This window comes from Spirosoma liriopis, from assembly GCF_023196085.1.
GTDB classification, from domain to species: domain Bacteria; phylum Bacteroidota; class Bacteroidia; order Cytophagales; family Spirosomataceae; genus Spirosoma; species Spirosoma oryzicola.
The window spans coordinates 468,939-494,958 of record NZ_JALPRF010000002.1 but is presented as its reverse complement, the minus strand read 5'-3'; the positions used below and the strand labels follow the sequence as shown (position 1 = coordinate 494,958).

Below are 26,020 nucleotides of genomic sequence, written 5' to 3'. Positions count from 1 at the left end.
AGGCAGAATACGATGTAACAATTGATGCCCGACGGAAACTGTTATCTTTGTGCTATCGTTTGTAATAAACTATGTTCGAGAACCTTCAGGATAAACTCAATAAGGCGATCAAGACCCTAAAAGGGCAAGGTCGCATCACCGAAATCAACGTTGCGGCCACCATTAAAGAAGTACGTAGAGCATTAACGGATGCCGACGTAAACTATAAGGTTGCCAAAGACATTACAGACCGGATTCGCGACAAAGCCCTCGACCGGAAAGTGCTTATCTCGGTAGAACCCGGCCAGTTGTTCGTTAAGATCGTGCAGGAAGAGTTGACCGAACTGATGGGGGGCGAAGCGCAGGGCATCAACGTCAAAGGTGATCCTGCCGTTGTTCTGATCGCCGGTTTGCAAGGATCGGGTAAAACCACGTTCTCTGGTAAGCTGGCATCGCACCTGAAACGGCAGGGTCGCAATGTACTGCTGGTAGCGGCTGACATTTACCGCCCGGCGGCTATCGACCAGTTGAAAGTACTTGGCGAGCAGGTTGGCGTAGAGGTCTACTCGGAACCAGAAAACAAAAATGCTGTTCAGATTGCGCAGAACGCGATTTCTCAAGCTCGTAAAACGGGCAAGAAGATTGTGATCGTTGATACAGCCGGCCGTTTGGCGGTCGATGAAGCGATGATGCAGGAGATCGAAGCCGTTAAGCGAGCGATCAGCCCGACCGAAACGTTGTTCGTCGTTGACTCCATGACGGGTCAGGATGCGGTCAACACGGCGAAAACGTTTAACGAGCGCCTTGACTTCGACGGTGTTGTACTAACCAAGCTCGACGGTGATGCACGCGGTGGTGCGGCTCTTTCGATCAAGACGGTTGTCAATAAGCCTATCAAGTTCATCAGCACGGGCGAAAAAATGGAAGCCCTTGACGTGTTCTATCCCGACCGGATGGCTAGCCGGATTCTGGGGATGGGCGACGTCATTTCGCTGGTAGAGCGGGCGCAACAAGCGTTTGACGAAGAAGAAGCGAAACGCATCAACGCCAAGATGCGCAAAAACCAGTTCGACTTTGACGACTTCCTCTCGCAGCTACAGCAGATCAAGAAGATGGGTAACGTCAAGGATCTGCTGGGTATGATTCCGGGAATGGGCAAGATGATCAAAGACCTGGATATCGACAACGATTCTTTCAAGCCTATTGAAGCAATCATCAGCTCAATGACGCCTAAAGAACGGCAACGTCCCGACATTATCGACGGAAGCCGTAAAAAACGCATCGCTGCCGGTAGCGGTACCAACATCACGCAGGTAAACAATCTGTTGAAGCAATTTGACGAGATGCGGAAGATGATGAAGAAAATGAACACCATGCAGGCATCGGGCAAGCTGAATAAAATGATGAAGTAACCGACTGAGAGGGGGTCTGATTTGTGGTATGCCGTATCCTGGGGATACGGCATACCACAAATCAGACCCCCTCTCAATTACTGCCAACAATGCCAATGAGTCGTTTTACCGACCGTTGACTTTGTTTGTGGCCGGAAAGTTGTTGTTTTGCGGCCATGAAACATGCATTAACCGCCCTCTTACTGAGCCTTGCCGCTACTGCCTTTGGTCAGGCTTCTGTGGCCTACTACCCGTTTAACTCCGTTGTGACAGTTAGCAGCAATGCCGACCGCGCCATTTGGCTAGACGCTCGTTTTCAGACCAACACCGCGTTCGAATCGTTGAGTACGACACTTTGCCCCATGGTCAACATTGTTCGGCGCGAGCAGGTAAACTACTACGCAGGTCTCGGTATTCGGGCCAACTTCCTGAACGGTATCGACAACCGCGATGTGCTGGAAGGCTATTCGCTTCATTTTGGCGTTCGGGCGAAAGTGCCTTTTATTCCAAACTTACGGGCTGCTTTCGAACTGTCGCCCTACTCCCGCAAAGATTTTAAGTACGGTATCATGCAAACCTACCTCGGGTTAGCTTACCAGTTTAGCAAAAAGCCAAAGCCATAAAACGGACCGGGGTCCAACGAGCGATTTGTGTTGCTCATTGGACCCTGATCCATTTTTATCTACGCTTACTTTTTATCCGGCGCGTTGTATGTAAACATGCCGTGCTCCAGTTTGCCCGCCCGGTCGAAAAGTCGCAGGGCTTTCTGGTACGTATCGTCCGATTCGCTAATAACCCGAAAGAATTCGTTGTTCTGTCCGCCTTTGTTATTTTTCTGGTAAATGCTCCGGGCAACCAGCGCCTTCACCTGCGTACGGATGTAATTTTTCGAGCGATTGTATTCTTTCTCGTTGAATTTTACGCCCTCAGCCGTTGCTTGTTTTGTCAATTTGCCCAGTTCTTCGTCGTTGATTGTAACAGCCCGGTCGAACTCAGCGAATGGCATCTTTTCCAGTTTCTTCCGGTTATCATTGGTGTACTCCATCGCGAACTCACGAATGATGTTCTTGCTGTACAACTGCACCAGATAGCTCGTCTGCCAGCTCGAATCGCGCGGGATAAAGTAATCGGGTGTGATACCACCACCACCGTATACGACGCGTCCACCGTCGGTTTTAAACTTTAGCTTTGGGTCATTTTTAATCGAATCGGCGATGTAATATTCACCCCGCTTCGAGCGTAGTTCAAGGTCTTTTTCGTAATCGCCCTCCTGGCCCGGCACGTACGGTTTTTGAATGCTACGACCGCTTGGTGTATAGTAGCGTGAGATGGTCAAACGCAGCTCCGAACCATCGGAAAGCGTTACCGGCATTTGTACCAGTCCTTTTCCAAACGACCGGCGACCAGCAATCAGAGCCCGGTCGTGATCCTGCAACGCACCGGCTACAATCTCCGATGCCGACGCACTACCCTCATCAACCAGCACGATCAGCGGACCTTCTTCAAACTGTCCGGCAATACGCGCAAATGTCTGACGGTCATACCGGTTGTCTTTGCCGTCGGTGTAGACAAGAAGTTTGTTACCCGAAATAAACTCATCGGCAATACTCGTAGCCCGATCCATGTACCCTCCCGGATTGTTGCGCAAGTCCATGAGCAACTGCGTCATTCCCTGCGCTTTCAGTGCGGTCAAGGCCGTTTTGAACTCGTCGTACGTAGTTTCCGAAAAACGATTGACTTTAAGATAACCGGTCTTGTTATCGATCATGTAAGCGGCATCCACTGAATACGTCGGAATCCGGTCGCGGGTGATCGCAAATACCTTAGGCTCCTTCTCTCCTTTCCGCAGAATCGTCAGTTTTACTTCCGTTCCCCGTTTACCACGCAACGCTTTGAATACAGCGCTATTTTCGATCTTCTTACCCGCCAAAGGCGTATCATCCACCTTAATGATCTTATCACCACTCTGGATACCAGCCGTTTCGGACGGACCACCGGCTAACGGCGTCACCACATAAACCGTATCCTTGAAGATGTTGAACTCGACGCCAATGCCATCGAACCCCCCTTCCAGCTGCGACCGGGCCGCAATAGCATCCTGGGGATTCATGTAAGCGGTGTGCGGATCCAGTTTTTGCAGCATCTTCTCGATCGAATAATCAACCAGTTCGTCGGTATTGACCGTATCGACGTAGTTATTTTCGATGAGCTGTAAAATCTCCCGGTATTTGGTGTACCCTCGACCGATGGTATTCAGGCTTTTGGTACCACCAAAAAACGTTGCGCCGATAAGCACTCCACCGGCTAGGGTAATACCCAGCAGCATAGGTAGCCGAACCGTTGCCTTACTGTTTTGAATCACTGGACGGCCCCCTTTTTGGCCCGCCGGATCATTATTGAAGCGCTCTCCTGACTCCATTCGTTCGTTCCTCCCTAAACACATTCGTATATACCCTAAACGATTGGAATATAGCGAAATGTTTGCCACATAGCCGTATTCGGCACAAAAAAATAGGGAATGCTGTAAAACAATTAATGAACTGATTGATGATCACGCAGGCTTACCGAATTATCCCTAAGTCCAGTTACAATCCTCGCGTCCTTTTTGGCGAATTTTACGCTGGTATACGTACAAATTCTGTACAACGATTTCCCCCAAAACATCGCCTAACTACCGATTGTAAAACTCGTGAACTGATCCAATGAGGCCGGGTTGCGCAACGTATCTTTGCTGGCCGCCAGCGATGCATCGACCCCCGACAAGATTTTTTTTACGGGCGCTTCCAGCTTCTTACCGTTGATGGTGTATGGAATTTCGCTGATTTCGTACACGGCATCGGGCACATGACGAGGACTGAATTGAGTCCGTAACGCTTGTTTAATGCGTGATTTCAACTCGTCGGTGAGCGAAAAACCCTCGTTCAGCACGATAAACAGCGGCATAAAATAGCCGCCACCCGGCTGTTCCAGACCAACGATCAGGCTGTCCATGATCTCGGGAAGGCTTTCTACGGCACTGTAAATTTCGCTGGTACCAATCCGCACCCCGTCTCGGTTGAGCGTAGCATCGGAACGACCGTGAATGATTACGCCATTGTGTTCTGTAATCCGAATGTAATCGCCGTGTCGCCACACCCCCGGATATACGTCAAAATAACTTTTGCGGTAGCGCTCATTGCCCGGATCGTTCCAGAAATAAATGGGCATCGACGGCATGGGTTGCAGGATCACCATCTCACCCAGCTCCCCCCGCACGGGTTTACCAGCCGCATCGAACGCTTCAACTTTAGAACCCAGTAGCCTGCACTGAATTTCGCCTTCGTAGACGGGTAACAACGGATTGCCGCCCACAAAGCCACTGCACACATCCGTCCCCCCACTGAATGAAATCAGCCACACATCGGACTTGATGTGTTCATAAATCCAGCGAAATCCTTCCGGTGGTAAGGGAGACCCGGTAGAGCCAATTGTCCGGAGTTGTGTCAGCTTGTTTGTTTTCATCGGTGTCAACCCCGCTCGTAGACAAGCCATATAATAAGCGGCTCCCCCGCCAAAGTGGTTGATCCGGGCTTCATCGACCAGGTTCCAGAGTACATTCAGGTTGGGATTACCCGCAGCCCCATCGTACAGGACAAGAGTAGCGCCAACCAGCATCGACCCAATGGCGAAATTCCACATCATCCAGCCCGTTGTTGAGTACCAGAAATACCGTTCGCCAACGTGAACGTCCTGATGCAGCGCCAGCACTTTGAGGTGTTCGAGCAGACAGCCACCCACGCTATGGGTAATCGCCTTCGGCTTGCCCGTCGTTCCCGATGAGTAAAGCACCCAGATTGGATGACTAAACGGGACGGGTTCAAACGTCAGCTCGTCAAAAGTGGGCGTGTCCAGCACCTCCTGCCACAGAACGGCCCGCTCCAGCCGACTGTTTCGGTCGAGATATGGCACCCAGACAACACGTTGGAGCGTGGGCAGGTTGATCCGCAGCTCCCGGATGGCTTCGGTTTTATCAATTGCTTTTCCATTGTACGTGTAGCCATCGGCGGCAATCAGCACCTTCGGTTCGATCTGCTGAAACCGGTCGGTAATGCTCGCGGTACCAAAATCGGGCGAGCAACTCGACCAAACGGCTCCGATTGCATTCGTAGCCAGAAACGCGACTACGGCTTCGGGACTATTGGGTAATACCGATACGACCCGGTCGCCAACGCCAACGCCCTGCTGCCGAAGGTACGTCGCTACGGCGTTGACCTGCTGTTCCAGCGTTTGCCAGGATATACTCAACGGTCTTGGTCGTTGTTCGGAAGCGAAGATGAGGGCGGGCCGTTGGAGGTTGCTATGCCGAAAGATGTGCTCGGCGTAGTTGAGCGTTGCCCCTCTAAACCACTCCGTACCGATCATATCGCGCGAGTTTCCTTCCAGCACGACCTGTAGGTAAGGCGAATGACTGTATACGTCGAAAAACTGCCAGATACTTTCCCAGAAATCTTCGAGATCGGTCACCGACCAATCCCACAGATCATCATAATCTCGGAAGTATAAACCTTTCTTAATAAATAGCCAGTCCATGTATTTTTTCAGGAGTGACTGCTCAGCAATGCGTCGGGAGGGAGTGTAAACAGGAGTGAGTGTTGGGCGAGACATAATAATAACCGTTACCGTTACCAATTGGTCGTCCGTAGCTGCGCCATAGACAGATGACAAATCTGTAACGACCAATGCCTTCTATGGATTGTTTTTAAAACAAAATGTGTTTAGACAAAAGCGGACACGGTACGGTTATCAGGAAAAGCCGTAACTTTGCGTCCCTTTTGAACTACGCTTCAGCGACTAAGCTGATAATCAGCAAATAAATTAGGCACAGCAGTACGATTTACTGTATTTTTCCATGAATCAGGATTCAGATAAGAACGACCGCCGTGACGGTGAGTCTCGTTTCTTCGGTCGTCGGGATGACGGCCCACGTTTCAACCGCGCGTCTGGCTCGGGCAATCGCAACGATGGCTCCCGCGATACCAACTCCGACCGACCCCGCTTTAACCGTAATGACGGACCACGTAATGACGGACCACGTAACAACGACCGTTCTGAAGGTGACCGCCCTCGCTTCAACCGCGACGACAAACCCCGTTTCGACCGTAATGACGGACCACGTAATGACGAACGGCCTCGGTTTAACCGCGACGATAAGCGGTCAGACAGCTCTGGTGATCGTCGGCCCCGCTTCGACCGCGACCAGAACAACGACCGCCCGCGCTTCAATCGGGATCAGAATAACGGCCGGCCACGTTTCAACCGCGACGACAAACCGCGCTTTGACCGGAACGATAACGCTCGGGGTCGTCGCGACGACCGGTCTGGCGATTCGCGTCCGAACCGGAACGACGAACGGCCTCGGTTTAACCGGGATGAACGGCCAGGTTTCGATCGGAACAACGATCGTTTCGGTACCGAACGGCGATTCAACGACCGAAGCGATGAGCGGCCCCGCTTCGACCGCGACCGGAATCGCTTTGGCAATGAGTCAAATCGTTCAGACAATGACCGGCCCCGCTTCAACCGTAATGACGGACCACGTAATGACGGACCACGTAATGACGACCGTTCGGGTAACGACCGCCCCCGGTTTGACCGTAACGATGAGTCCAGAAACCGGTCGGATCGTTCAGGATCGCGTGGCAACGACCGCTTTGCCGGTAAAGATTCGCGCTTCTCACGCAACCGAAACGATAGTTCGGACAAGCCCGCTTTTAAACGGGTTGGCGGTTTCAATCGGGATGCTGATGAGCGCAACCGCTTCGGCGGTGACGATCAGCGCGATAACAAACGGAGCGATTTCCGTAGCCGGGATTCGCAGGACAGTACCCCGCGCTTTTCGCCAGAGCAACGTAAAGAATCGGGCGAACGGCGGACGGGTGCTTTCAAAAAGGCTCCGGACTACAACCTGGAGCAGATTCGTACCGAACGCTACAGCAAACCTCGCAACACTCGGCAGAAAGACACCAGTGAACGTCCCGACCGTTCGGAAGCTGATTCGGGCTTAACGCGCTTGAACCGGTACATTGCCAACTCAGGCGTTTGTTCGCGTCGTGAAGCCGACGAACTGATTGCGCGGGGTGATATTTCGGTCAACGGTAAGGTCGTGACGGAGATGGGCTATAAGGTGAAAGATGGCGATACCGTGAAGTACGGCACTAAAATTCTCAATCCCGAGCGTTTTGTGTACGTGTTACTGAACAAGCCTAAGGATTATATCACAACGACGGAAGATCCTGAAGAGCGTAAAACGGTGATGGAACTGGTTGCCGACGCGGGCAATTTCCGGATGTATCCGGTTGGCCGCCTGGACCGTAACACAACGGGCCTGCTGCTGCTGACCAACGACGGCGAACTGGCCGACAAACTGACGCACCCGTCTAATAACGTTCGGAAAATCTATCAGGTTGAGATTGATAAACCGATCACGGACGAACATTTCGAAAAGATTCAGCAGGGAATCACGCTCGAAGACGGCCCGATCAAACCCGACGCTGTGAGCATCGTTACCCCCGACGCTCAGGTTATCGGCATCGAAATTCACTCAGGGCGTAACCGAATCGTGCGTCGGATCTTCGAACACCTCGGTTATGAAGTAACGAAACTCGACCGGACGACGTACGCGGGTCTTACCAAGAAAGAGCTTCCACGCGGCAAATGGCGGTTCCTCGACCCCAAAGAGGTGGTAAAGCTGAAATATTTCAACAACTAGTATTCTCAGAGCAAACAAATGGACGACCAAATTGGTCGTCCATTTGTTTATCAACGGCCGTGAATCATCTTTTCCCTTATATCGAACGAACACTGCTACACCCCGGTGTCACGATCAACCAGCAATACGAAGCGCTCGACGAGGTTACCCAGCTTGGTCTGGCGGGCCTGACCGTTGCGCCATTCTGGGTTAAGAAGTTCCGGCGCGAACTAGGCGACAACCACCCGGCGGTTCTGTCGACGGTTATTGGTTATCCGTTCGGGTATCAGCGCACCGAAGCAAAACAAGCCGAACTGGAGTGGGCTTTGCGCGACGGAGCGGGCGAACTAGAAGTTGTCCTGAATACATCGGCGTTGTTCTCCCCCACTTCCGTCTGGCTCAAAATCGAACTAGCCAAGCTAGTCGCGTTGGCTCACGCGCAGGAAACGTTTTTTACGGTCATTCTGGAATCGTCTTTGCTCGACCAGGATCAGACGAAAGCGATGATCAAATTAGCGACCGATGCCGGAGCCGATTTTATAAAAGATAAAACGGGTGCTTTACCGACCCATTTTTCGCTGGATGCGGCACTGGCCTTTCGTCGTTACGTTGCTAAGTCCGTAGGCGTCAAAATTGTGGCCGACGGCGCAACAGAAGCAGAACTTGAGCAACTTGTAGCAGTTGGTGTTGACCGATTGTCGATAAGCCCGCTTACCCCTTAAATTTATCGGCGAACACGTACCAGGAATTTGCTTTTAGTATACCTTAGTGGCTATCTACATCATTCCTGTTTATGAAGGTTCTTTTCCGTTGCTTTTTGCTTTTTATCAGTGTCAGTTCCTTTGCCCAGCAAACACCTTACCAATCCTTTGAAGTTGATAGTGTCGCTAGTCCTCATGGCGGTATTGCTTCGCTGAACACGTTTATCCAAGCTAATTTACGAAAACCCATTGCGGCCCAGGCGGAAGGCATTGGTGGCCGAATCATTGTCAGCGCCGTTGTCGAACCCGATGGCAGTACCTCGAGTGTAAAACTGGTCAGCCGTTTACGCCCTGACTGCGACCGTGAAGCGTTGCGGGTATTCAAACTTTTCAACGCCTGGAAACCCGCGCAGAAAGATGGCAAAGCCGTTCGACAGCAAATAACGGCTCCTGTACTTGTTGAGCCTAACGCCCCGTTTACTTATTGGAACGGGACAATTATTACCTATCTGAATGACAACAATCAAGCGTCTACGAACGTCAGCAATGTATTAGCTTTTAAGGAAGTAGTGCCGGTTGATACGAATGGTTTGCCTAACGGCGATCGTATTGTCTATAAACTAAACGGCAAAACGTGGGAGGAGCATTACAGAGATCGTTTGCTACGCAGAAGGACGCAGCGCGTAAGCCCTTTGGGTCATCCGGTGTATCAGGTAGGCTACAAAAGTGCGATGCAGGATGGCTTGGGCTCCATCTATACAATCGATAAAGAAGGCAACTTGCTCGAAAAAGTCACCTACAAAAATAATCGGCCAGCTGATACGCATCTCTTCTACCACGCAAACGGAATAATCGCCGAAAAACGAGATTACTCAGGTACTGGCCAGCTTGTATTCTCCTGGTATGATACGGGTCAGATTAAGTCAGTACAAGAAATAATGACGGCTGGTCCGTCCCACGAACTGATTTCAAACCAATGTATTGGACTCTGGGATAGCACAGGCCGTCAGTTGGTTAAGAACGGAAACGGGTGGGCTGTCTTTTCCCAAACCGTCAAATCGCGAAAGGAGCCAGCTAAGCAAATTTCTTATACGGAACAGGGAGCCTACGAAAACAGCGTTAAGCAGGGGAAATGGACCGGTCAATACGCAGACAACTCTTATCAGTACGAAGAACAGTACAGTAAGGGCATTTTTCAGTCAGGGAAATCCTGGACAGCGAACGCAGATACCGTTCATTACAACCAGTTAGAAGAAGATCCCAAGTTCAAGGGTGGATTACCTGGATTACAGAATTTTCTAAACGCAAATTTGCGGTATCCGGTCAGTGCTCAGCGAGACAGGGCTCAGGGCAAAGTCTTTGTCAGCTTCGTTGTTTGTGAAGATGGTAGTTTGTGTGATTATGATATCGTGAAAGGCCTGCATCCCGATCTGGATCAGGAAGCCCTGCGGGTTGTCGAAAAAATGAGCGGCCACTGGCAGCCAGGCATTCAGCGAGGTCAGAAATCACGAACAAAATACAACATACCCATCAGCTTCTCCCTATTGTAGTCTCTACCCGGCACCGATACACGCCCGTTTTGCGACTGCCGGAAGCGTATCTGATTACTTACCAAATGTCTTTCTATCCATTTAATCCTATGAAGCGATTCTTTCTTTTTAGCTTGTTATTGTTGTCCTTGACGGCTGTCGCTCAACAAACGCCTTACCAGTCATTCGAAGTCGATAGCGTTGCCGAGCCGCGTGGTGGCATTGCTTATTTCAACACCTTCGTTCAGGCTAATCTGCGAAAACCTATTGCGGCTGAAGCAGCGGGCGTTGGCGGACGGGTTATTATCAGCGCTGTTATCGAACCCGATGGCAAGCCATCCGATGTAAAGCTGATGAATAATCTGCGGCCCGACTTTAACCGGGAAGCGCTGCGGGTCTTTCACCTTTTCAACGCCTGGAAACCCGCGCAGAAAGATGGCAAAGCCGTTCGGCAGCAAATCACAGCTTCGGTTGTGTTCAAGGCCAATCAGCCATTCGTTTATCGCGACGGAGCACAAATCGCATACTTCGATGCCGATCAAAAACGCCTGACGGACAGCAGCGCTAACGTTCGATTCAAACAGGTATCTCCGCTGGATAGCAACGGCTTTGCCAACGGCGACATTATTGTGTACAGAACCAAAGGTTCGTCCTGGAAAGAAGAATACCGCATACCGTTCATACGCGAGACAGATACTAAAAACGATTCATCCAATCCCCCGACCCGTCGTCATGGCTATTATCATACCGATAGTCTGTGGGAGGGCAAGGTTTTAACGTTCAGCGAGTCGGGGGATCTACTGAAACAAACCTACTATAACGGTGGAAAACCAACGGGCATAGAGACGACTTACCACCCGAACGGATTAGTGGCCCAGAAATCGGAATCAACGGATACCGGGTTTGCCTTTACATCGTGGCATCCCAACGGCCAGATCAAGCGCGTATGGACGAGCAATAGTACCACCGTATTTGCTACCAACAAACCTATTGAGGTGACCTCTTACTGGAACGATGCAGGACAGCAGCTCGTAAAAGAAGGAAACGGTTATGCCGTCTACACAGAAGCGGTAGAATCACAAATCGACAGCTCACAGCAAACGACATTGGTAGAACAGGGTTTGTACCAGAATGGCCTTAAACAAGGTGTCTGGACGGGTCGCTACAAAGACGGATCGTACGGCTTTGACGAGCAGTATGATAAAGGTATTTGTCAGCAGGGGAAAGCATACATCAGCGGAAGCGATACGCTGCGATACACCGAAGTCGAAAAACAAGCCGAATTCAAAGGGGGGATGAACGCGTTGGGTAGTTTCCTGGCGCAGAACCTAAGTTATCCTGTTAACGCACAACGGTCTGGTGCTGAAGGGAAAGTGTTTATTAAGTTTGTGGTTTGTACGGATGGTACGTTATGCGACTACGAAGTGATCAACAGTGTGCATCCCGAACTGGACAAAGAGGCTCTGCGCGTAGTTAGAAAAATGAGCGGTCGCTGGAAACCGGGTTCCTTACGAGGTCAGAACGTCCGGGTCTTGTACAATCTACCGATCAATTTTTCGCTTCATTGAAGTTAATCTGAACAACCACAGGACAAAACCTATAATCTGTTCGTAAATTCGCCGGATAAATTCCGCGCAAATGTCGCTTAAGCAAGTCCCTCTCCATCACATTCATCAGCAATTAGGCGCGAAGATCGTGCCGTTCGCGGGCTTCGAGATGCCCGTTCGTTATTCGTCCGATCTGGACGAGCACAATACCGTCCGCAACGGCGTCGGTATGTTCGACGTGTCGCACATGGGTGAGTTCATTCTCAAAGGCGACGGTGCCCTGGACCTGATTCAGCGGGTTTCGGCCAATGACGCCAGCACCCTCTTCGACGGTAAGGTTCAGTACAGCTACCTGCCCAACGGTCGGGGCGGCATTGTTGATGACCTGCTCGTGTACCGTATCAGCGCAACCGAATACATGCTGGTTGTCAACGCGTCGAATATTGAGAAGGATTGGAACTGGATCAACCAGTACGCACCTGACTACGACGTTACGCTGGTTAACATTTCCGACGATATGGCCTTGTTTGCCGTTCAGGGACCGTTAGCGGCTAAAGCGCTGGAATCACTTACCCCCGCCAAGCTGGACTCGATGGGCTATTACACATTCGAGAAAACCGATTTTGCCGGTTACGCGAACGTGATCGTATCGGCAACGGGCTATACCGGCGCGGGTGGATTCGAGATTTACGTGTCAAACCACCAAGCTGAGGGCGTATGGAATGCGATCATGGAAGCCGGGAAACCTTACGGTATCAAGCCGATTGGTCTTGGCGCGCGCGACACGCTCCGGTTAGAAATGGGCTACAACCTCTACGGCAACGACATTACCGACGAAACCTCCCCTATCGAAGCGGGGCTGGGCTGGGTTACTAAGTTCACCCACGATTTCGTTGACGCCGACGTGCTGAAGAGCCAGAAAGAACAAGGTGTGGGCAAAAAACTGGTTGGCTTTGAAATGATTGACCGGGGTATCCCACGCGGGCATTATGAACTGACCGATGCCGACGGCAATACCATTGGCGAAGTAACGTCGGGTACTCAATCGCCTACGCTCGGCAAAGGTATTGGTCTGGGGTATGTTCCAACCGCTGTTAGCAAACCTGGCTCAGAAATCTACGTGAAAGTGCGGGACCGGCTCTTAAAATCGCACGTTGTTAAACTTCCTTTCGTGAAAAAATAACTGTCTGAACCAGGATTTTTTGATTTGAGTGACGACCCTGATTAGTGTCTCTACGACATAATCGATAGGATCAGTTTAATCAAAAAAATCCTGGTTCAGACATCGCTCTATGAAACAAATTGACGTTTGCTTAACCCCTGATTTATTACACCTTCACACCACCGAAAATACCATTGTGGTGGTTGCCGACGTATTTCGCGCAACATCGTGCATGGTTACGGCTTTCGCTTACGGGGTTAATAGTATTATACCCGTAGCAACCATTGACGAATGTCGGCAGTGGCAGGAGCGCGGTTACCTGGCGGCTGCCGAGCGTAACGCCCGTAAAGTAGAGGGTTTTGAACTCGACAACTCGCCATTCACCTACATGGACGAGCAGATTCGGGGCGCTGATGTAGCGATGACAACAACCAATGGTACGTTAGCGATCACTCGTTCGCGGGGAGCCGTAAAAGTGCTGGTCGGGTCGTTCCTGAATCTGGACGCCATTGCCCGAAGCTTGAAAACGGAGCCGTATGACGTGCTGGTTTTGTGCGCTGGCTGGAAAGGCCGCGTCAACCTGGAGGACACGTTATTTGCCGGAGCGCTGGTAGAACGGTTAAAGGAAAGCTACGCGATGGCGGAAGACAGTGCCATCATGGCTTGGCGGCTTTACTGCCAGGGTAAAGATAATCTGCCTAGCTATCTGGCAAACTCGTCGCACATTCGGCGCTTGCAACGGTTGGGCATTCAGAAAGACATCACCTATTGTCTACAACACGATCTGTACGACGTTGTTCCTGTTTTGCGGGGCAATTCGCTGGTGAGTATGGAAGTATAAAAAAAGCAGTTGGTGAATGCATTGACTGGCGTGCGCGACGCCAGCCAATGCATTCACCAATTAGATTATGCCGTAACCGATACGCGCTGTTCGTGTTCGAGGTAATCTAAGACTCCTTGCAGCGTCGTTAGTTTCGGGTAGTCTTCGTCAGGAATCCGAATACCGAACTCCTGCTCCAATCGCATGATCAGATCGACGGTATCGAGGCTGTCCAAGCCAAGGTCGCGAACAAAGTGTACATCGTTCGTAATGGCGGATTCTGCAACGCCAAAGTTTTTCAATATCTCCGTAACACGCGCTTTCATAATCGATCGGTAAGGAAGTCCGCTACCATTCGTTAGTAACGGTTGGTTACTATTCTTTGTTGCTTTACTAATCGTTTTTTAACAAATGACTCGTATTCGGATACAGCCGTTGCTTTGTAATCTTCGGAATACGATCTTTTAAAACAACGGTTCACCCAAGAGCCGCTTCAGTTCCAGCTGATTGAGCAGTAACTGGTACTGAAAAGTCAGGCGGCCCAGTTCGGCTTCCTCTACGCCGGTTTCAGCGCTTTGTAGTTCTACGTTGGTAATAACACCGTTCCGCAACCGGGCATTGGCAATTTGCAGGGCCTTACGTGCCTGAACTACCTGCGTTTCGAGGTTGGCTAACCGAGTCTGGTTACTCCGTATGTCGGCGTTTAGCTGTGCAATCGTTTGTCGCAATTGTGCATTGGCGGTTTCAACGGCATATCGGCTCGCATTCAGGTTCAATTGAGCGGCTTGATTTTGCAGTTTGTACCGTCGGCCCGCGTAGAGGGGTGCTACAATGTTGACCCCAGCAGCCATGTTAGCCCGGAGCTTTTCGACCTCAAGCGGATAACCATTTTTGTAACCCGCTGACCCACTGAAGCTAATACTGGGCTGGCCAGCCCGGTTGTAAACCAGAACGTCCGTTTCAGCCGCCCGAACCCGGTCCTGAGCCAGTTGAACCTCTTTGTTGCCGGTAGCCGCCGACTGTAGCTGACCCTCAATATCAAACAGTTGTACCGGAGCCGTCTGCACACCTAACTGAAACTGCTGTATCGCCAGATCGGTAGCAGGATTGGCCACACCGGTCAGGTACGTTAAGGTCGCTAACTGACGCTCCAGTTGATTTTGCAGTTCGATCTTGCGGTTGGTTGACGCTTTCAGTCGTACCTGCTGCGTCAGTACATCGTACTCAAGTGCATCGCCATTCTGCAAGCGGGATGCCAGCAAACGCACATTAGCCGCTGCCGTTTTAATCACCGAGTCCTGAACGATAATGCCCTGCTGTAAGTACCCGATGCCGTAATAAGCCGCAGCCACCTGATAGCCAAGCGTTTGCTGCGTCAGCTCAAAGTTTCGGCGCAGAATCTGCACGTTATCAGCGGCCTGCTTGATCGCGGCATCCGTCCGGCCAAAGTCGTAGATGGTTTGCCCAACGGATACGTTCGCGTTGATGTTGTTGTTGGGAGCCAGTTTAGCAACGACTTCCTGCCCATTCAGCGGAATAGCAAATTGGGGGACTGGCGTTACATACGTGTACGTACCGTTCAGGGTAGCGCTGGGCCGCATAGCCGTCCGGGCAATATCGACCCGTACTTCGCCAGCCTGGATCTGTTGTTGCTGCTGCTTCAGCGCGGGATAGTTTGTGTTCGCCTGCTGCACCAACGCTTTCAGATCGTCGGGCACCGTAACAGCTGCCGTTTGATTCTGAGCCTGAGCGAAACCAATCGTGCTAAGAGCGATTAGGGTTAAAAATGTCGATTTCATTGATAGACGTTTCAACGTACCGTTTTCAGCGCTTCCAAAACTGGATCAGCGAAAAACGGTACTCTACTATTAGTGGGCTGCATCGGCAGCAGCTTTGGCCGCTTCGGCAGACATTTGTTTACGTTTCAGTAAGAACAAGAGCGGGAATGAGAGGACGAAAAAGAGTCCTGCCAGCCGGAAAGTGTCCAGATAAGAGATCATCAGCGCCTGCCGGGTAATAATCCCATCGAGTGTTTTGTACGCACCCGATACCGCATCCAATGGGTTTATACCACGCGCGCTCAGCCCCTGCGTAAGCGCGTTAAGCCGTTCGGTCAGCTGCGGGCTTCCGGGTTGCAAGTTCGAAACCAGGTCGCTCCGGTGCAGTGCGGTCCGTTGCGTTACGTAGGTGTTGGTGATAGCCACCCCAAAGGCTCCGCCAATCTGGCGCATCATGTTGACAATGGCGATTCCCGTAGGCATCTGGCGTGGTTCCAGCGTTGATACCGATTGGTTGATCAGCGGCACGTTGACAAAGGCCAGTCCAATACCCCGAATGATAAGCGCTACGATAAAATCACCATTCGATGCATCGGCGTTGTACGTTGACATCAGGAAACAGAAGGACGAAAAAGCGACGTAACCCACCGCCACGATCAGCCTCGGCGATACACCTTTGGCCAGCATCCGTCCCGAAATGGCAAACATTGGTAGTGTTATAATGCCACCGGGCATGAGCAGTAAGCCTGTCTGCGTAGCGGTCAATCCTACAACTCGCTGGGCAAACAAGGGATACAGCAGTACGGACGTGAACAGACCATACCCGACAACAACAACGAGTATCGAGCCAATTGTCAGGTTCCGGTTTTTCATTACCCTTAGATCGACAACGGGCTCTTTGGTCCCCCGCAGCTCCCACCAGATAAAGAATGGCAGTGATATGGCCGCAACGATCGACAGATAAAAAATCGCGTCGCTGTCAAACCAGTCATCGGCTTCACCCCGTTCCAGCACGTACTGCAAACTACCGATCCCAACCGCGAGTAGCAGAATGCCAAGCTGGTCAATATGAATAGCCCGTCGGTTGATATTGATTTCGTCGGGTTTCTTGTCGATGTAGGTCAGGCTCAGAAACGTTGCGATGATACCAATCGGAACGTTGATGTAAAACATCCAGCTCCAGTGGTAATTATCGATGATAAAACCGCCGAGCGTTGGACCGAGCGTTGGGCCGAGTACGATACCCATACCGAACAAAGCCGAAGCAAGTGCTCGTTGTGATGCGGGAAAAGCGTCATAAATAAGCCCCTGCGACGTGGAGAGCAAAGCACCGCCCCCTACTCCCTGCAAAAACCGGAATAAGATAAGCGTTTCCAGATTTGTCGCAAATCCACACCCGTAGGATGATAGCGTAAAGAGGATAATCGATCCGACGTAGTAGTTCTTTCGCCCAAAGTACCGCTGCAAGAAGCCGGTCATGGGAATGACGATGACGTTGGCAATCGCGTAAGAAGTGACTACCCAGGATACGTCTTCGATGGTTACACCCAGATTACCAGCAATATCCGTCAGACCAACGTTGACGATGGATGTGTCGATCAGCTCGACGATAGCCGCCGAAACCGCTGTGATCACAATTATCCACCGCTTAAAACCCGTTGGCAAAGCCGGTTGTGCCGGGAGGGCCATTGTTTGAGTTGCCATTTGTGTGCGTTTTCCGTTCGGGGTGTAGTTTTCTGAGGTCGCTCTCATTGCCCGTTACGGCGTCAAGCGACTGTCACGAAAACGTAAGACCGAAAACCGTTTAGTTTGCGACTCGTACTTCAGCGTCCACACTCAGACCTGCCCGCAGCTGATTTTTGTATTTTTCTGGATTCAGGATTTCAATCTTGACCGGAACCCGTTGGGTGATCTTCACGAAGTTTCCGGATGCATTGTCCGGTGGCAATAAAGCAAAGCGAGCACCCGTAGCATCCGACAGCGAACTAACACGGCCCTTGATATCGAGGTCGGGATAGGCATCCAGCTTGATGTCGACGGGTTGTCCCAACTGCATTTTCTCAAGCTGCGTTTCTTTGAAGTTAGCCACAACCCATAAGGTTGAGTTGTCAACAATCGTGAACAGAGTTTGCCCAGGCTGCACGTACTGACCGACGATGACGTTTTTCCGGCCAATTTTACCCGTGATGGGAGCCGTCAGGTGCGCGTAACCTACTTTCAGCTTAGCGTTGTCGATGGCAGCCTGTTTCACTTTCAACACAGCCTGAATTTTTTGGATGTTTGCCTGTGCTTTAGCAATACCCGCCTGCGCAACGCCCTGCGACGTTTTGGCCAGATTGATCTGCTCGACGCTGGCCGTGTACTGCCGGGATTGCACTTCTACGTTGTTCTGCGAATCTTCCAGTTGTTTGCGGGTCAGCGACTGTTCTTTGTACAGATTCTGATCACGCTGTAGATCCTGCTGCGCCTTGCTACGACGCGATGCCTGTACATCCGCGTTTGATTGAGCTACCCGTGCGTTCTGAGTGACGTTGCGGGCATTGGCTAGTGCAGTTTGAAGGTCGGCCCGTGCCGTTTCCAGATCAGCCACCGACTGCTGATAATCGGCTTCCGCCTGAGCCAGTGCCACATCAAATTCTTGTGGATCAATCGTAACCAGTGGTTGCCCCTGCTTTACGTCTGCATAGTCTTGTACATTGACCGATTGCACATAGCCCGCTACGCGCGCCAGTACCGGGGCCGAGTTGCTTTCAAGCTGGGCGTTGTCCGTTGATTCGTAGTGTTGGCTATGCACGTAAGCGCGGTAGCCGAAATAGCCCCCCACCAATACGATGAGCGCTATTATAATACGAGGCAAGTACGTTTTTACCGCGCTCTTCTCTTCAGTAGTTGTTTCTTCAGTCGCCATTGTGGTTGCCATGGTCGTATTATCCAGGACGTGTTAATGAAAATACAGAACTTTTCTTTAGTCAACTTGTTTGACTATTGTACAGCAAAAGTAAACCAGGTTGACTATGAAGTCAAGGAGGTTGACTATATTTGTACAAAATTCAGTCGTAGATTGTTTCAGTTTTTGTTATTTTCGTGAATGATCGTGGAAACAGATAAAAATTCCTTTGATTTTAACCAGTTTCGATTGATAAGAGATCGGTCGGTTGGTCGGCTTTTTTGGCGGCTGAAGCGATTTACCTCAAATTTTATTGAGCCTCGTTTGCAGGCAATGGGTTATACTGACTTCAAAATGAGTTACCTGATGTTCTTGTCAAATATTGAGGAACATGGGATAACGAATAACGAATTGGCGAAGCGTGCCTGCGTGACGAAGCAGATGATGAGTAAAATTGTCGGTTTGCTGGAAGAGGAAGGGTATATATATACGCAGAAAAATCCCAACGACTCGCGGTCGAGCATCATTTTCCTCAATGAGCGGGGGAAAGAGCTATTTGTTGCCTTGGAGGAATGCATGCAGGAAGTACGCTCTAAGTTCAATTCGATTGTGGGCGCGGACCGTATGGAACAGGTTATTGAAACGATGTCCCAATTGGTAAACACGCTCGAACAAGACGAACAATAAAGGAACGGATCATGTATGGTATAGGATGTATGATTGACGCTCGCGTCCATTACTCATCCAATCGCATACATCATCCGGCTTATGTTTACGTCAATCAACCCATATACGCAGAAAAAGCTCAAAACCTACCGGCCTGACTCCTCCGCTGGTATTGAGCGTAAACTAAAACAAGCCGACCGGGCCTTTGCCGACTGGTCGGCTTTGTCGTTGTCGGACCGCACCGCGTCTCTTCGAAAAGTAGGCGATTATTTAAAAACCAATAAACAGCGGTACGCGGAGCTGATCACCGCCGAGATGGGAAAAACACTACAGGAAGCCCTCGGCGAAGTCGAGAAATGCGCAACAACCTGCACGTTTTACGCCGATCATGCCGCAGCATATCTAGCCGACCAGTCGATTGAATCAGATAGCGACGGTGGACCGGCGGCCCGCAGTGTGATCACCTATCAGCCATTGGGTCCTGTCCTGGCAATTATGCCCTGGAATTTTCCGTTTTGGCAAGCCATGCGCTTTGCCATACCCGGCCTGATTGCGGGCAATGTCGGGTTACTCAAACATGCGCCCAACGTAATGGGCTGCGCACTGGCGATTGAAGAATCGTTCCGCGAATCGGGATTGCCCGAAGGCGTTTTTCAATCGCTGCTGGTTGACGTTCCGGTTGTTGAAACGCTGTTGAAAGACCGGCGCGTCAAAGCCGCTACGCTTACGGGCAGCGGTCGGGCGGGTGCGTCGATGGCGGCTATTGCGGGAAGTCAGATCAAAAAATCGGTGCTGGAACTGGGGGGCTCGGATGCCTTGATCGTGCTGGCCGATGCCGATCTGGAAAAAGCTGCCGAGACAGCCGTCAAATCCCGGATGCAGAACGCGGGACAAAGTTGCATCGCGGCCAAGCGGTTTATCATCGAGAAGTCGGTTAAAAAGCAGTTCACGGAGCTTGTCCAGCATCATATCGCGCAAATCAAACAAGGGAACCCAATGGACGAGGCAACGACAATGGGGCCAATGGCTCGGCTCGATCTGGCCGACAATATCGAACGTCAGTTTCGCGAAACCATCACGAAAAGGGCCAAACTGATTGCGGGAGGCAGCGGAACTACACTCCACCGGGAGGGTTGCAACGTGCAGCCTATGCTGCTGGACCACGTAAAACCCGGTATGGCTGCTTTTGACGAAGAAACCTTTGGTCCACTAGCCGTTCTTATTGAAGCCAAAGACGAAGCCGACGCCATACAACTGGCTAATCAATCTGACTTTGGGCTGGGATCAGCGCTCTGGACAGAGGATCTGGACAAAGCGGCCCGGCTTTCCCGACAAATTCAGGCCGGTTCTGTATTTGTCAATGGACTGATGCGATCAGACGCCCGCGTTCCGTTCGGCGGTATCAAGACTTCCGGCTTTGGGCGTGAACTCTCCGAAGCAGGCATCAAAGAATTTACGAACGTGAAAACGATTTGGGTGGAAAAAGCTTCTTAAGTCAATAAGCGAACAAATCAAGTATCAATTAATTCACGACAACCATGAGTACGTTGCCAACGCAGTCGATCAAAGCGCTTTTTCTGGATATCGGTGGAGTATTGTTAACGAACGGCTGGGACCGGCACGCCCGCCGACGAGCGGCCCAACTCTTTAATCTCGACTACGAGCAATTGGACGAGCGGCATCATCTTACCTTCGACACTTATGAATCGGGCAAACTGAGTCTGGATGACTACCTGAAGCGCATTGTGTTTTATGAAGAAAGGCCCTACTCGCCCCAGGAATTTGCTCAGTTCATTATGGAACAGTCGCAGCCGTATCCGGATATGATTCAGCTGGTGAGCCAGTTAAAGCAGGAACATAATCTAAAGTTGGTTGCGGTCAATAACGAAGGACGCGAGATCAACGCGTACCGGATCAAGCAGTTTCAACTCAATACCTTTTTCGATGCGTTTGTCTCATCGTGTTACGCCCACCTACGCAAACCCGACACGGACCTTTTTCAACTAGCGTTGGATGTATCCCAGATCGAACCTAATCAGGTGGTGTACATCGATGATCGGCTCATGTTTGTGCAGGTGGCCCGGACGCTGGGTATGCACTGCATACACCACACCAGCTACGAATCGACCCGCGAAAAGCTGGCAGCCTTGGATTTAACGCTTGGCTAGCTGTTGTGTGTTGACTGTTAAGCATTGAATTTTTAAGCTGATGCTCAACATCCGTTCGCTCAATGCATATCTTTTAGATTTAGCCAATAGAGTCCAGCGAAAATAATGCTAAAGAAAACACCAAACGACGTATTCAACGCACCAAAACCAACCAAGACCACGGGTAACAAAAGACCGACGGCTATACCCGCTATATACACCCAAAAACCGACTCGACGCAGTTGAAACATAAGAATGGCGCCAACCAGCGTAATAAGCGAGTAAAAAAATTGAGCAACCGCCAGCAATCGAATTTCATCAGGATCGCCGGGCATCGGCTGTTCGCCCGTGGCAGCCCGATCCTCAAAGTACTGCTTTGGCTGATTTCGACGTTCTTCGGCGTCGGGCTTGCGTTTGACGTAGGAGGTTTCGGCTACAGCGCGCGTTTTCGAAAACGATACAACCGAGTCAAAAAGGCCCAAGGTGCAACTAAGAAACGTAAGAACACAAAGTAAGGTCAAAAATTGCGAGCGCATTGTCAGGACGGCTTTTGGGCCGTTTTATTAATAAGCGGGCAAGATACTGTAACGGCAGTCCATCCGCACCAGGAGAAAACCTTATTTTCGCGGCAGAGTTTCATAATCAACCAACGAAACCTGTCAAACATGACTTTACAAGAACTAACAGACCAAATTCGCACAAAAGCCTCTCACGCTGACAGTCTCAATGCTACGGCAAAGCTCGTCACGGATCAGGGGGTTGTTTATATCGATGCCACACAGTCGCCCGTTGTTGTCTCGAACGACGACAAACCAGCGGATTGCGACCTGCACGTCAGTGTCGATAATCTGGTAAAAATGGGCACGGGCGACCTGAATCCGATGATGGCCTTCATGACTGGAAAGCTTAAAGTAAAAGGCGATATGGGCATTGCCATGAAGATGGGGCAGGTCATGGCCTAAAATCTTTTCACCTGGACATTAGATATTGGACGGTAGGCTTTTTATAGTGTAGTTCATCGTACCAATATCTACCGTCCAATGTCTAATCAGCAGCCTACTTCCCGTCGTAAATTTCTGCAAGGTAGCATCCTGGCTACCGCTGGCTTCTTTATCGTTCCCCGTCATGTACTAGGCGGCAAACACCCCGATGGCTCCCGCTACATTGCCCCTTCTGATCGGCTCAATATAGCGGCAGTAGGTTGCGGAGGCAAGGCCGATGTCAACATCAGACTGGCTTACAACAAAGGTTCTGACAACATGGTAGCCTTGTGCGATGTGGATGACCGTCAGTCGAAAAAATACCGGGCTCAATTTCCCAAAGCACCTTATTTTCAGGATTACCGCGAGCTATTCGACAAGGTGGCGAATACGTTCGATGCCGTCATCATCAGTACGCCCGACCATATGCACGCGCCCATTGCGATGGCCGCCATGCAGCTTGGCAAGCACGTATACGTTGAGAAACCGCTTACGCACGATATTTACGAAGCCCGAATGCTAACCGAAGCAGCCCGCAAATACAAAGTGGTGACCCAAATGGGCAATCAGGGAAGTTCGGGCGACGCGACACGGATTATCGAAACGGCCATCCAGGACAAGATAATCGGTCACGTGCACACGGTTTATTGCTGGACAAACCGCCCCGTCTGGCCGCAGGGCGTGCGCTCGCCCAAAGACAAAGGCGAATCGCAACCCGTTCCCGCCGAAGTCAACTGGCCGCTCTGGCTTGGCACCGCTCCTACCCGCGCCTATCACGAAGCCTACATGCCGACCCGCTGGCGCGGCTATTGGGACTTTGGCACGGGCGCGCTCGGCGATATGGGTTGCCACTTTATGGACGTACCATTTCGGGCGCTGAAACTCAAGTATCCTACCTCAGTAGAGTGCAGCGTCGGATCGGTATACGCCGATTTTTTCAAAGAAGCCTTTTATGATGATGTATGCCCCCCTTCATCGGCTATTCACCTGACCTTTCCGTCCGACGACAAGAAGGTGAAGGAAATCAAGCTCTCCTGGTTCGACGGGGGTATCCGCCCACAATTGCCCGACGGCGTGGAGTACAGCGACGTATTTCGCGACATCGACGGTGGCGTTTTATTTATCGGCACAAAAGGAATGCTGGTTGGTAGTCTGTTCGGCAACGACCCCAAGCTGCTGCCTGTCGATAAGTTTGCCAATACAGCCTTACCCAGTCCGAAAAAACCGCTGGTTGACGGGAAAACGGAAGGGCACCAGCAGCAGTGGGTCAAAGCCTGCAAGCAAGGCTACGGCGCGTATACATCCTCTTCGTTCGAAGAAGCGGGTCCACTCACCGAAACCGTCCTGATGGGCAATCTGGCTACGCGTTCGTATCTGGCACGCGAAGGCGATAAATTCACGGGGCGCAAGAAACTTTTGTGGGACGGCGCTACCATGAAAATTACCAATTACGACTACGCTAACCAGTTTGTAAGACGCCAGTACAATGGTGGCTATACGTTATAGATTCATTTTGGGCCATCCAAATAGTACAATCAGCTATCAGCTTCATTAAATCTTCTCATAGGCAGGCAGTTAGGGAACTTTGTTTCTAATCGAATAGGCTTTACTTTAGTGACAGACAAGAGCACTAATGGGTCCTTTTCGCCGATTACTTTTTGGTCTTCTGACTGCTTGCCTAACAACGCTGCCTCTGTTGGGGCAACCCTTACGCCATCAGCCGGTTGTCGATCTATCGACCAGCGATGATCAGATAAGCTTGCGGGGGAAGTTGGCTTATTTCCGGGATTCGTCAGCCCGTAAGTCGGTTCAGGATGTCATTACTGCAACATTTCAGCCAGTCACGACGCCGGTTCCTAACTTTGGTATTATCACGGGGGTGAAGGTGGCAAAACCGGCCTGGCTCCGGTTTAGGGTTCAGAACAAGTCGGCGGAAGAACAACGGTGGCTGGCCGAAATCGATTTCTGGTGTTTCGACGAGCTTCAGCTTTTCTTGGTCGATGATCAGAACCGGATTTTTTCGACCTCTCCCGTTATCGGCTGGAAAACACCCGCAGCCAGGCGCCCGTTCAATCACCGGCATTACTGGTTTCCGATCAATCTAGCTGGTCACCAAAACGTCACCGCTTACCTGCGTGTGGTCAAACAACGAGGTACACAAATTGTCCCGCTTGAACTGATCCGCGCGTCGGCTTACGAACCACTGCTTCAGGAAAGCTATTTGTTCTGGGGCGGGGTCCTGTTTACACTGGCTTTCGTGGCCGTCATGAGCTTCATCTTTTTTCTGATTACGCTCGACCGCATTTATTCGAAATACATCTTTTGTTTACTCGGCCTCGTTGGTTTTTTCATTATCAACGATGGGTTCCTGAATCAGTTTGCGTTTGACGAGCAATTCTGGCTACCCCGGCAGAACGTTTATTTTTTGTTCCCGCTCATTCTTTTTTATTCGCAGCTGTTGTTTGTCCGTACCTTTCTGCCGTTGCACCGGACACCGTCTTACCGCTGGCACAAGATCGGCACCGTCGTGTTAGGGTGTGGCGTTTTCTGCCTGTTAGCGCTTATCATCGAACGTTTTACGCCTTACTCGCCCCTGCTGGAACTGTTTCTAATTCGGCTGTTTTCTATTTTTTACTGGTTTCCGGTCCCGGTCATTGTCGCGTACATTGTTATTAGCATCGTTCGGAACTACCACGTTAAAGAAGCCTGGCTGTACCTTATTGCCGTGCTGCCGTTCTATACTCTGAATCTTGGACAGGTTCTGGCCAATTTTGGCCTCTTGCCTACGTATGAACTCGTTGCCAAGTTCATGTATTATGCCCCAGCCGCCCTGTTTGAAGTGCTGGTGCTGACGGTTGGCCTTGCGTACCGCTACAAGATGAATCGCGATCAGACGGAGCGGCTTATTAAAGAACGAACCATTCAGCAAAAGCGAACGTATGAAGCAGAGGTTCAGACACTGGCGATGAAAAACAGCCTGTTGATCGAAAAGACGCGCATCGCCCGCGATCTGCACGATAACGTGGGCGCTCATCTGGCCTTTGTCGTTACCAACCTCACGCACATCAGCGATCAGGCGGAAAAACAGCCCAGCATGGATAGACAATTGTGGTCTGACCAGTTGCGAACCATTGTCAGCTACACCCGCGAAGCCATCAAGCTCCTGCGCGAAACAATCTGGGCGATTCATCAGGAAAGCTTTACGGTTGAAGAATTTTCGGAGCGGCTCAATCAGTACATCAACCGTTACGTGCAGGAAACCGACGGTTTGCACGTCGATGTGGTCGTAACGGGCACGCAGGCGCAGCGGCTTACCTCGACGCAGGTTTTGAATCTCTTCCGAATCGTACAGGAAGCCCTGAACAATGTGATCAAACATGCCAACGCCACGCAAGCGAAGGTACGGTTGCAGGTTCTGGCGGGCGGCCGCATTAGTCTACGTATTCACGACAATGGTCGGGGTTTTACGTGGGCGAACGGAGCGGTTTCCGATCATCATTATGGGTTGCGAAACATGCAGACCCGTGCGGAAGAACTCGGTGGCAGCTTCCGCGTTTTTGCCGAAGAAGGTACTACGGTTGAAGTAACGGTTGATGCTGTTTCGTAACGTCTGGCGGTGGAATAGAGTTTTTCGCCGATTACGCTAACAGATACTCTTTGTAGGTTGTTAATCCTTAGATGCATTGATTTTCACCATTCTCAACGT

At 51.0% G+C, this 26,020-nt stretch carries 21 protein-coding genes; 14 read left to right on the top strand and 7 right to left on the bottom strand.

The features are described from left to right. The first annotated feature begins 71 nt into the window (after positions 1–71). Together ffh and M0L20_RS11160 are read left to right on the top strand one after the other, a co-directional pair. Complete coding sequence (ffh, locus tag M0L20_RS11165) at positions 72–1,391, top strand: signal recognition particle protein (protein WP_232561047.1); 1,320 nt, start codon at positions 72–74, stop codon at positions 1,389–1,391. Positions 1,392–1,546: 155 nt separating this feature from the next. After that, on the top strand, positions 1,547–1,993 hold the full coding sequence (locus M0L20_RS11160; RefSeq protein WP_248477017.1) for a hypothetical protein: 447 nt from the start codon (positions 1,547–1,549) through the stop codon (positions 1,991–1,993). Positions 1,994–2,058: 65 nt separating this feature from the next. On the opposite strand, the gene M0L20_RS11155 is transcribed toward M0L20_RS11160, so the two are convergent. After that, entirely contained in the window at positions 2,059–3,789 is a 1,731-nt protein-coding gene (locus M0L20_RS11155) for a S41 family peptidase (RefSeq protein ID WP_248477015.1), read from the bottom strand. Positions 3,790–4,037: 248 nt separating this feature from the next. Continuing rightward, a complete protein-coding gene (locus tag M0L20_RS11150) occupies positions 4,038–6,014 on the bottom strand; it encodes an acetoacetate--CoA ligase (protein WP_232561044.1) in 1,977 nt (658 codons plus the stop codon). A 244-nt stretch (positions 6,015–6,258) separates the two neighbouring features. Between M0L20_RS11150 and M0L20_RS11145 the strand changes: the two genes are divergently transcribed. The 6 genes from M0L20_RS11145 to M0L20_RS11120 all read left to right on the top strand — a co-directional run bounded on the left by M0L20_RS11145 (position 6,259) and on the right by M0L20_RS11120 (position 13,877). Continuing rightward, positions 6,259–8,118: a pseudouridine synthase gene (locus tag M0L20_RS11145; protein WP_248477013.1), complete on the top strand. Its 1,860-nt coding sequence runs from the start codon at positions 6,259–6,261 to the stop codon at positions 8,116–8,118. Positions 8,119–8,177: 59 nt separating this feature from the next. Further along, complete coding sequence (locus M0L20_RS11140) at positions 8,178–8,819, top strand: deoxyribose-phosphate aldolase (RefSeq protein ID WP_248477011.1); 642 nt, start codon at positions 8,178–8,180, stop codon at positions 8,817–8,819. Between the two features lie 71 nt (positions 8,820–8,890). After that, positions 8,891–10,348, top strand: a complete 1,458-nt coding sequence (locus M0L20_RS11135; RefSeq protein WP_248477009.1) for a TonB family protein — start codon at positions 8,891–8,893, stop codon at positions 10,346–10,348. A gap of 89 nt (positions 10,349–10,437) precedes the next feature. Then, complete coding sequence (locus tag M0L20_RS11130; protein WP_248477007.1) at positions 10,438–11,895, top strand: TonB family protein; 1,458 nt, start codon at positions 10,438–10,440, stop codon at positions 11,893–11,895. Positions 11,896–11,965: 70 nt separating this feature from the next. Beyond that, positions 11,966–13,057, top strand: coding sequence for a glycine cleavage system aminomethyltransferase GcvT (gcvT, locus tag M0L20_RS11125; RefSeq protein WP_232561039.1), 1,092 nt, complete (start codon positions 11,966–11,968; stop codon positions 13,055–13,057). Between the two features lie 109 nt (positions 13,058–13,166). Next, positions 13,167–13,877, top strand: a complete 711-nt coding sequence (locus M0L20_RS11120; RefSeq protein ID WP_232561038.1) for a 2-phosphosulfolactate phosphatase — start codon at positions 13,167–13,169, stop codon at positions 13,875–13,877. A 65-nt stretch (positions 13,878–13,942) separates the two neighbouring features. On the opposite strand, the gene acpP is transcribed toward M0L20_RS11120, so the two are convergent. The 4 genes from acpP to M0L20_RS11100 form a co-directional block, all read right to left on the bottom strand. After that, positions 13,943–14,182 (bottom strand): acyl carrier protein, encoded by a 240-nt coding sequence (gene acpP / locus M0L20_RS11115; protein WP_232561037.1) that lies wholly within the window; start codon positions 14,180–14,182, stop codon positions 13,943–13,945. 138 nt (positions 14,183–14,320) lie between these two features. Continuing rightward, positions 14,321–15,655 carry a TolC family protein gene (locus M0L20_RS11110; RefSeq protein ID WP_232561036.1) on the bottom strand — a complete coding sequence of 445 codons (1,335 nt, stop codon included), beginning with the start codon at positions 15,653–15,655 and terminating at the stop codon, positions 14,321–14,323. Positions 15,656–15,724: 69 nt separating this feature from the next. After that, positions 15,725–17,338: a DHA2 family efflux MFS transporter permease subunit gene (locus tag M0L20_RS11105; RefSeq protein ID WP_232561035.1), complete on the bottom strand. Its 1,614-nt coding sequence runs from the start codon at positions 17,336–17,338 to the stop codon at positions 15,725–15,727. Between the two features lie 100 nt (positions 17,339–17,438). Next, a complete protein-coding gene (locus tag M0L20_RS11100; RefSeq protein ID WP_248477005.1) occupies positions 17,439–18,554 on the bottom strand; it encodes an HlyD family secretion protein in 1,116 nt (371 codons plus the stop codon). Positions 18,555–18,722: 168 nt separating this feature from the next. On the opposite strand from M0L20_RS11100, the gene M0L20_RS11095 reads away from it, so the two are divergent. From M0L20_RS11095 to M0L20_RS11085, 3 genes are all read left to right on the top strand, one after another. Further along, entirely contained in the window at positions 18,723–19,208 is a 486-nt protein-coding gene (locus M0L20_RS11095; RefSeq protein WP_232561033.1) for a MarR family winged helix-turn-helix transcriptional regulator, read from the top strand. An 81-nt stretch (positions 19,209–19,289) separates the two neighbouring features. Next, positions 19,290–20,681, top strand: a complete 1,392-nt coding sequence (locus tag M0L20_RS11090) for an NAD-dependent succinate-semialdehyde dehydrogenase (RefSeq protein WP_248477003.1) — start codon at positions 19,290–19,292, stop codon at positions 20,679–20,681. 44 nt (positions 20,682–20,725) lie between these two features. Beyond that, a complete protein-coding gene (locus tag M0L20_RS11085) occupies positions 20,726–21,355 on the top strand; it encodes an HAD family hydrolase (protein WP_248477001.1) in 630 nt (209 codons plus the stop codon). A 59-nt stretch (positions 21,356–21,414) separates the two neighbouring features. Here M0L20_RS11085 and M0L20_RS11080 read toward each other — a convergent pair whose 3' ends face one another. Then, the gene (locus M0L20_RS11080; protein ID WP_232561030.1) at positions 21,415–21,870 is read right to left on the bottom strand and encodes a hypothetical protein; all 456 of its coding nucleotides are present in this window, start codon (positions 21,868–21,870) and stop codon (positions 21,415–21,417) included. Positions 21,871–21,999: 129 nt separating this feature from the next. Between M0L20_RS11080 and M0L20_RS11075 the strand changes: the two genes are divergently transcribed. From M0L20_RS11075 to M0L20_RS11065, 3 genes are all read left to right on the top strand, one after another. Continuing rightward, complete coding sequence (locus tag M0L20_RS11075) at positions 22,000–22,296, top strand: SCP2 sterol-binding domain-containing protein (RefSeq protein ID WP_232561029.1); 297 nt, start codon at positions 22,000–22,002, stop codon at positions 22,294–22,296. A 78-nt stretch (positions 22,297–22,374) separates the two neighbouring features. After that, positions 22,375–23,820, top strand: a complete 1,446-nt coding sequence (locus M0L20_RS11070) for a Gfo/Idh/MocA family protein (RefSeq protein ID WP_248476999.1) — start codon at positions 22,375–22,377, stop codon at positions 23,818–23,820. A gap of 127 nt (positions 23,821–23,947) precedes the next feature. Beyond that, a complete protein-coding gene (locus tag M0L20_RS11065) occupies positions 23,948–25,921 on the top strand; it encodes a sensor histidine kinase (protein WP_248476997.1) in 1,974 nt (657 codons plus the stop codon). Positions 25,922–26,020: the final 99 nt, after the last annotated feature.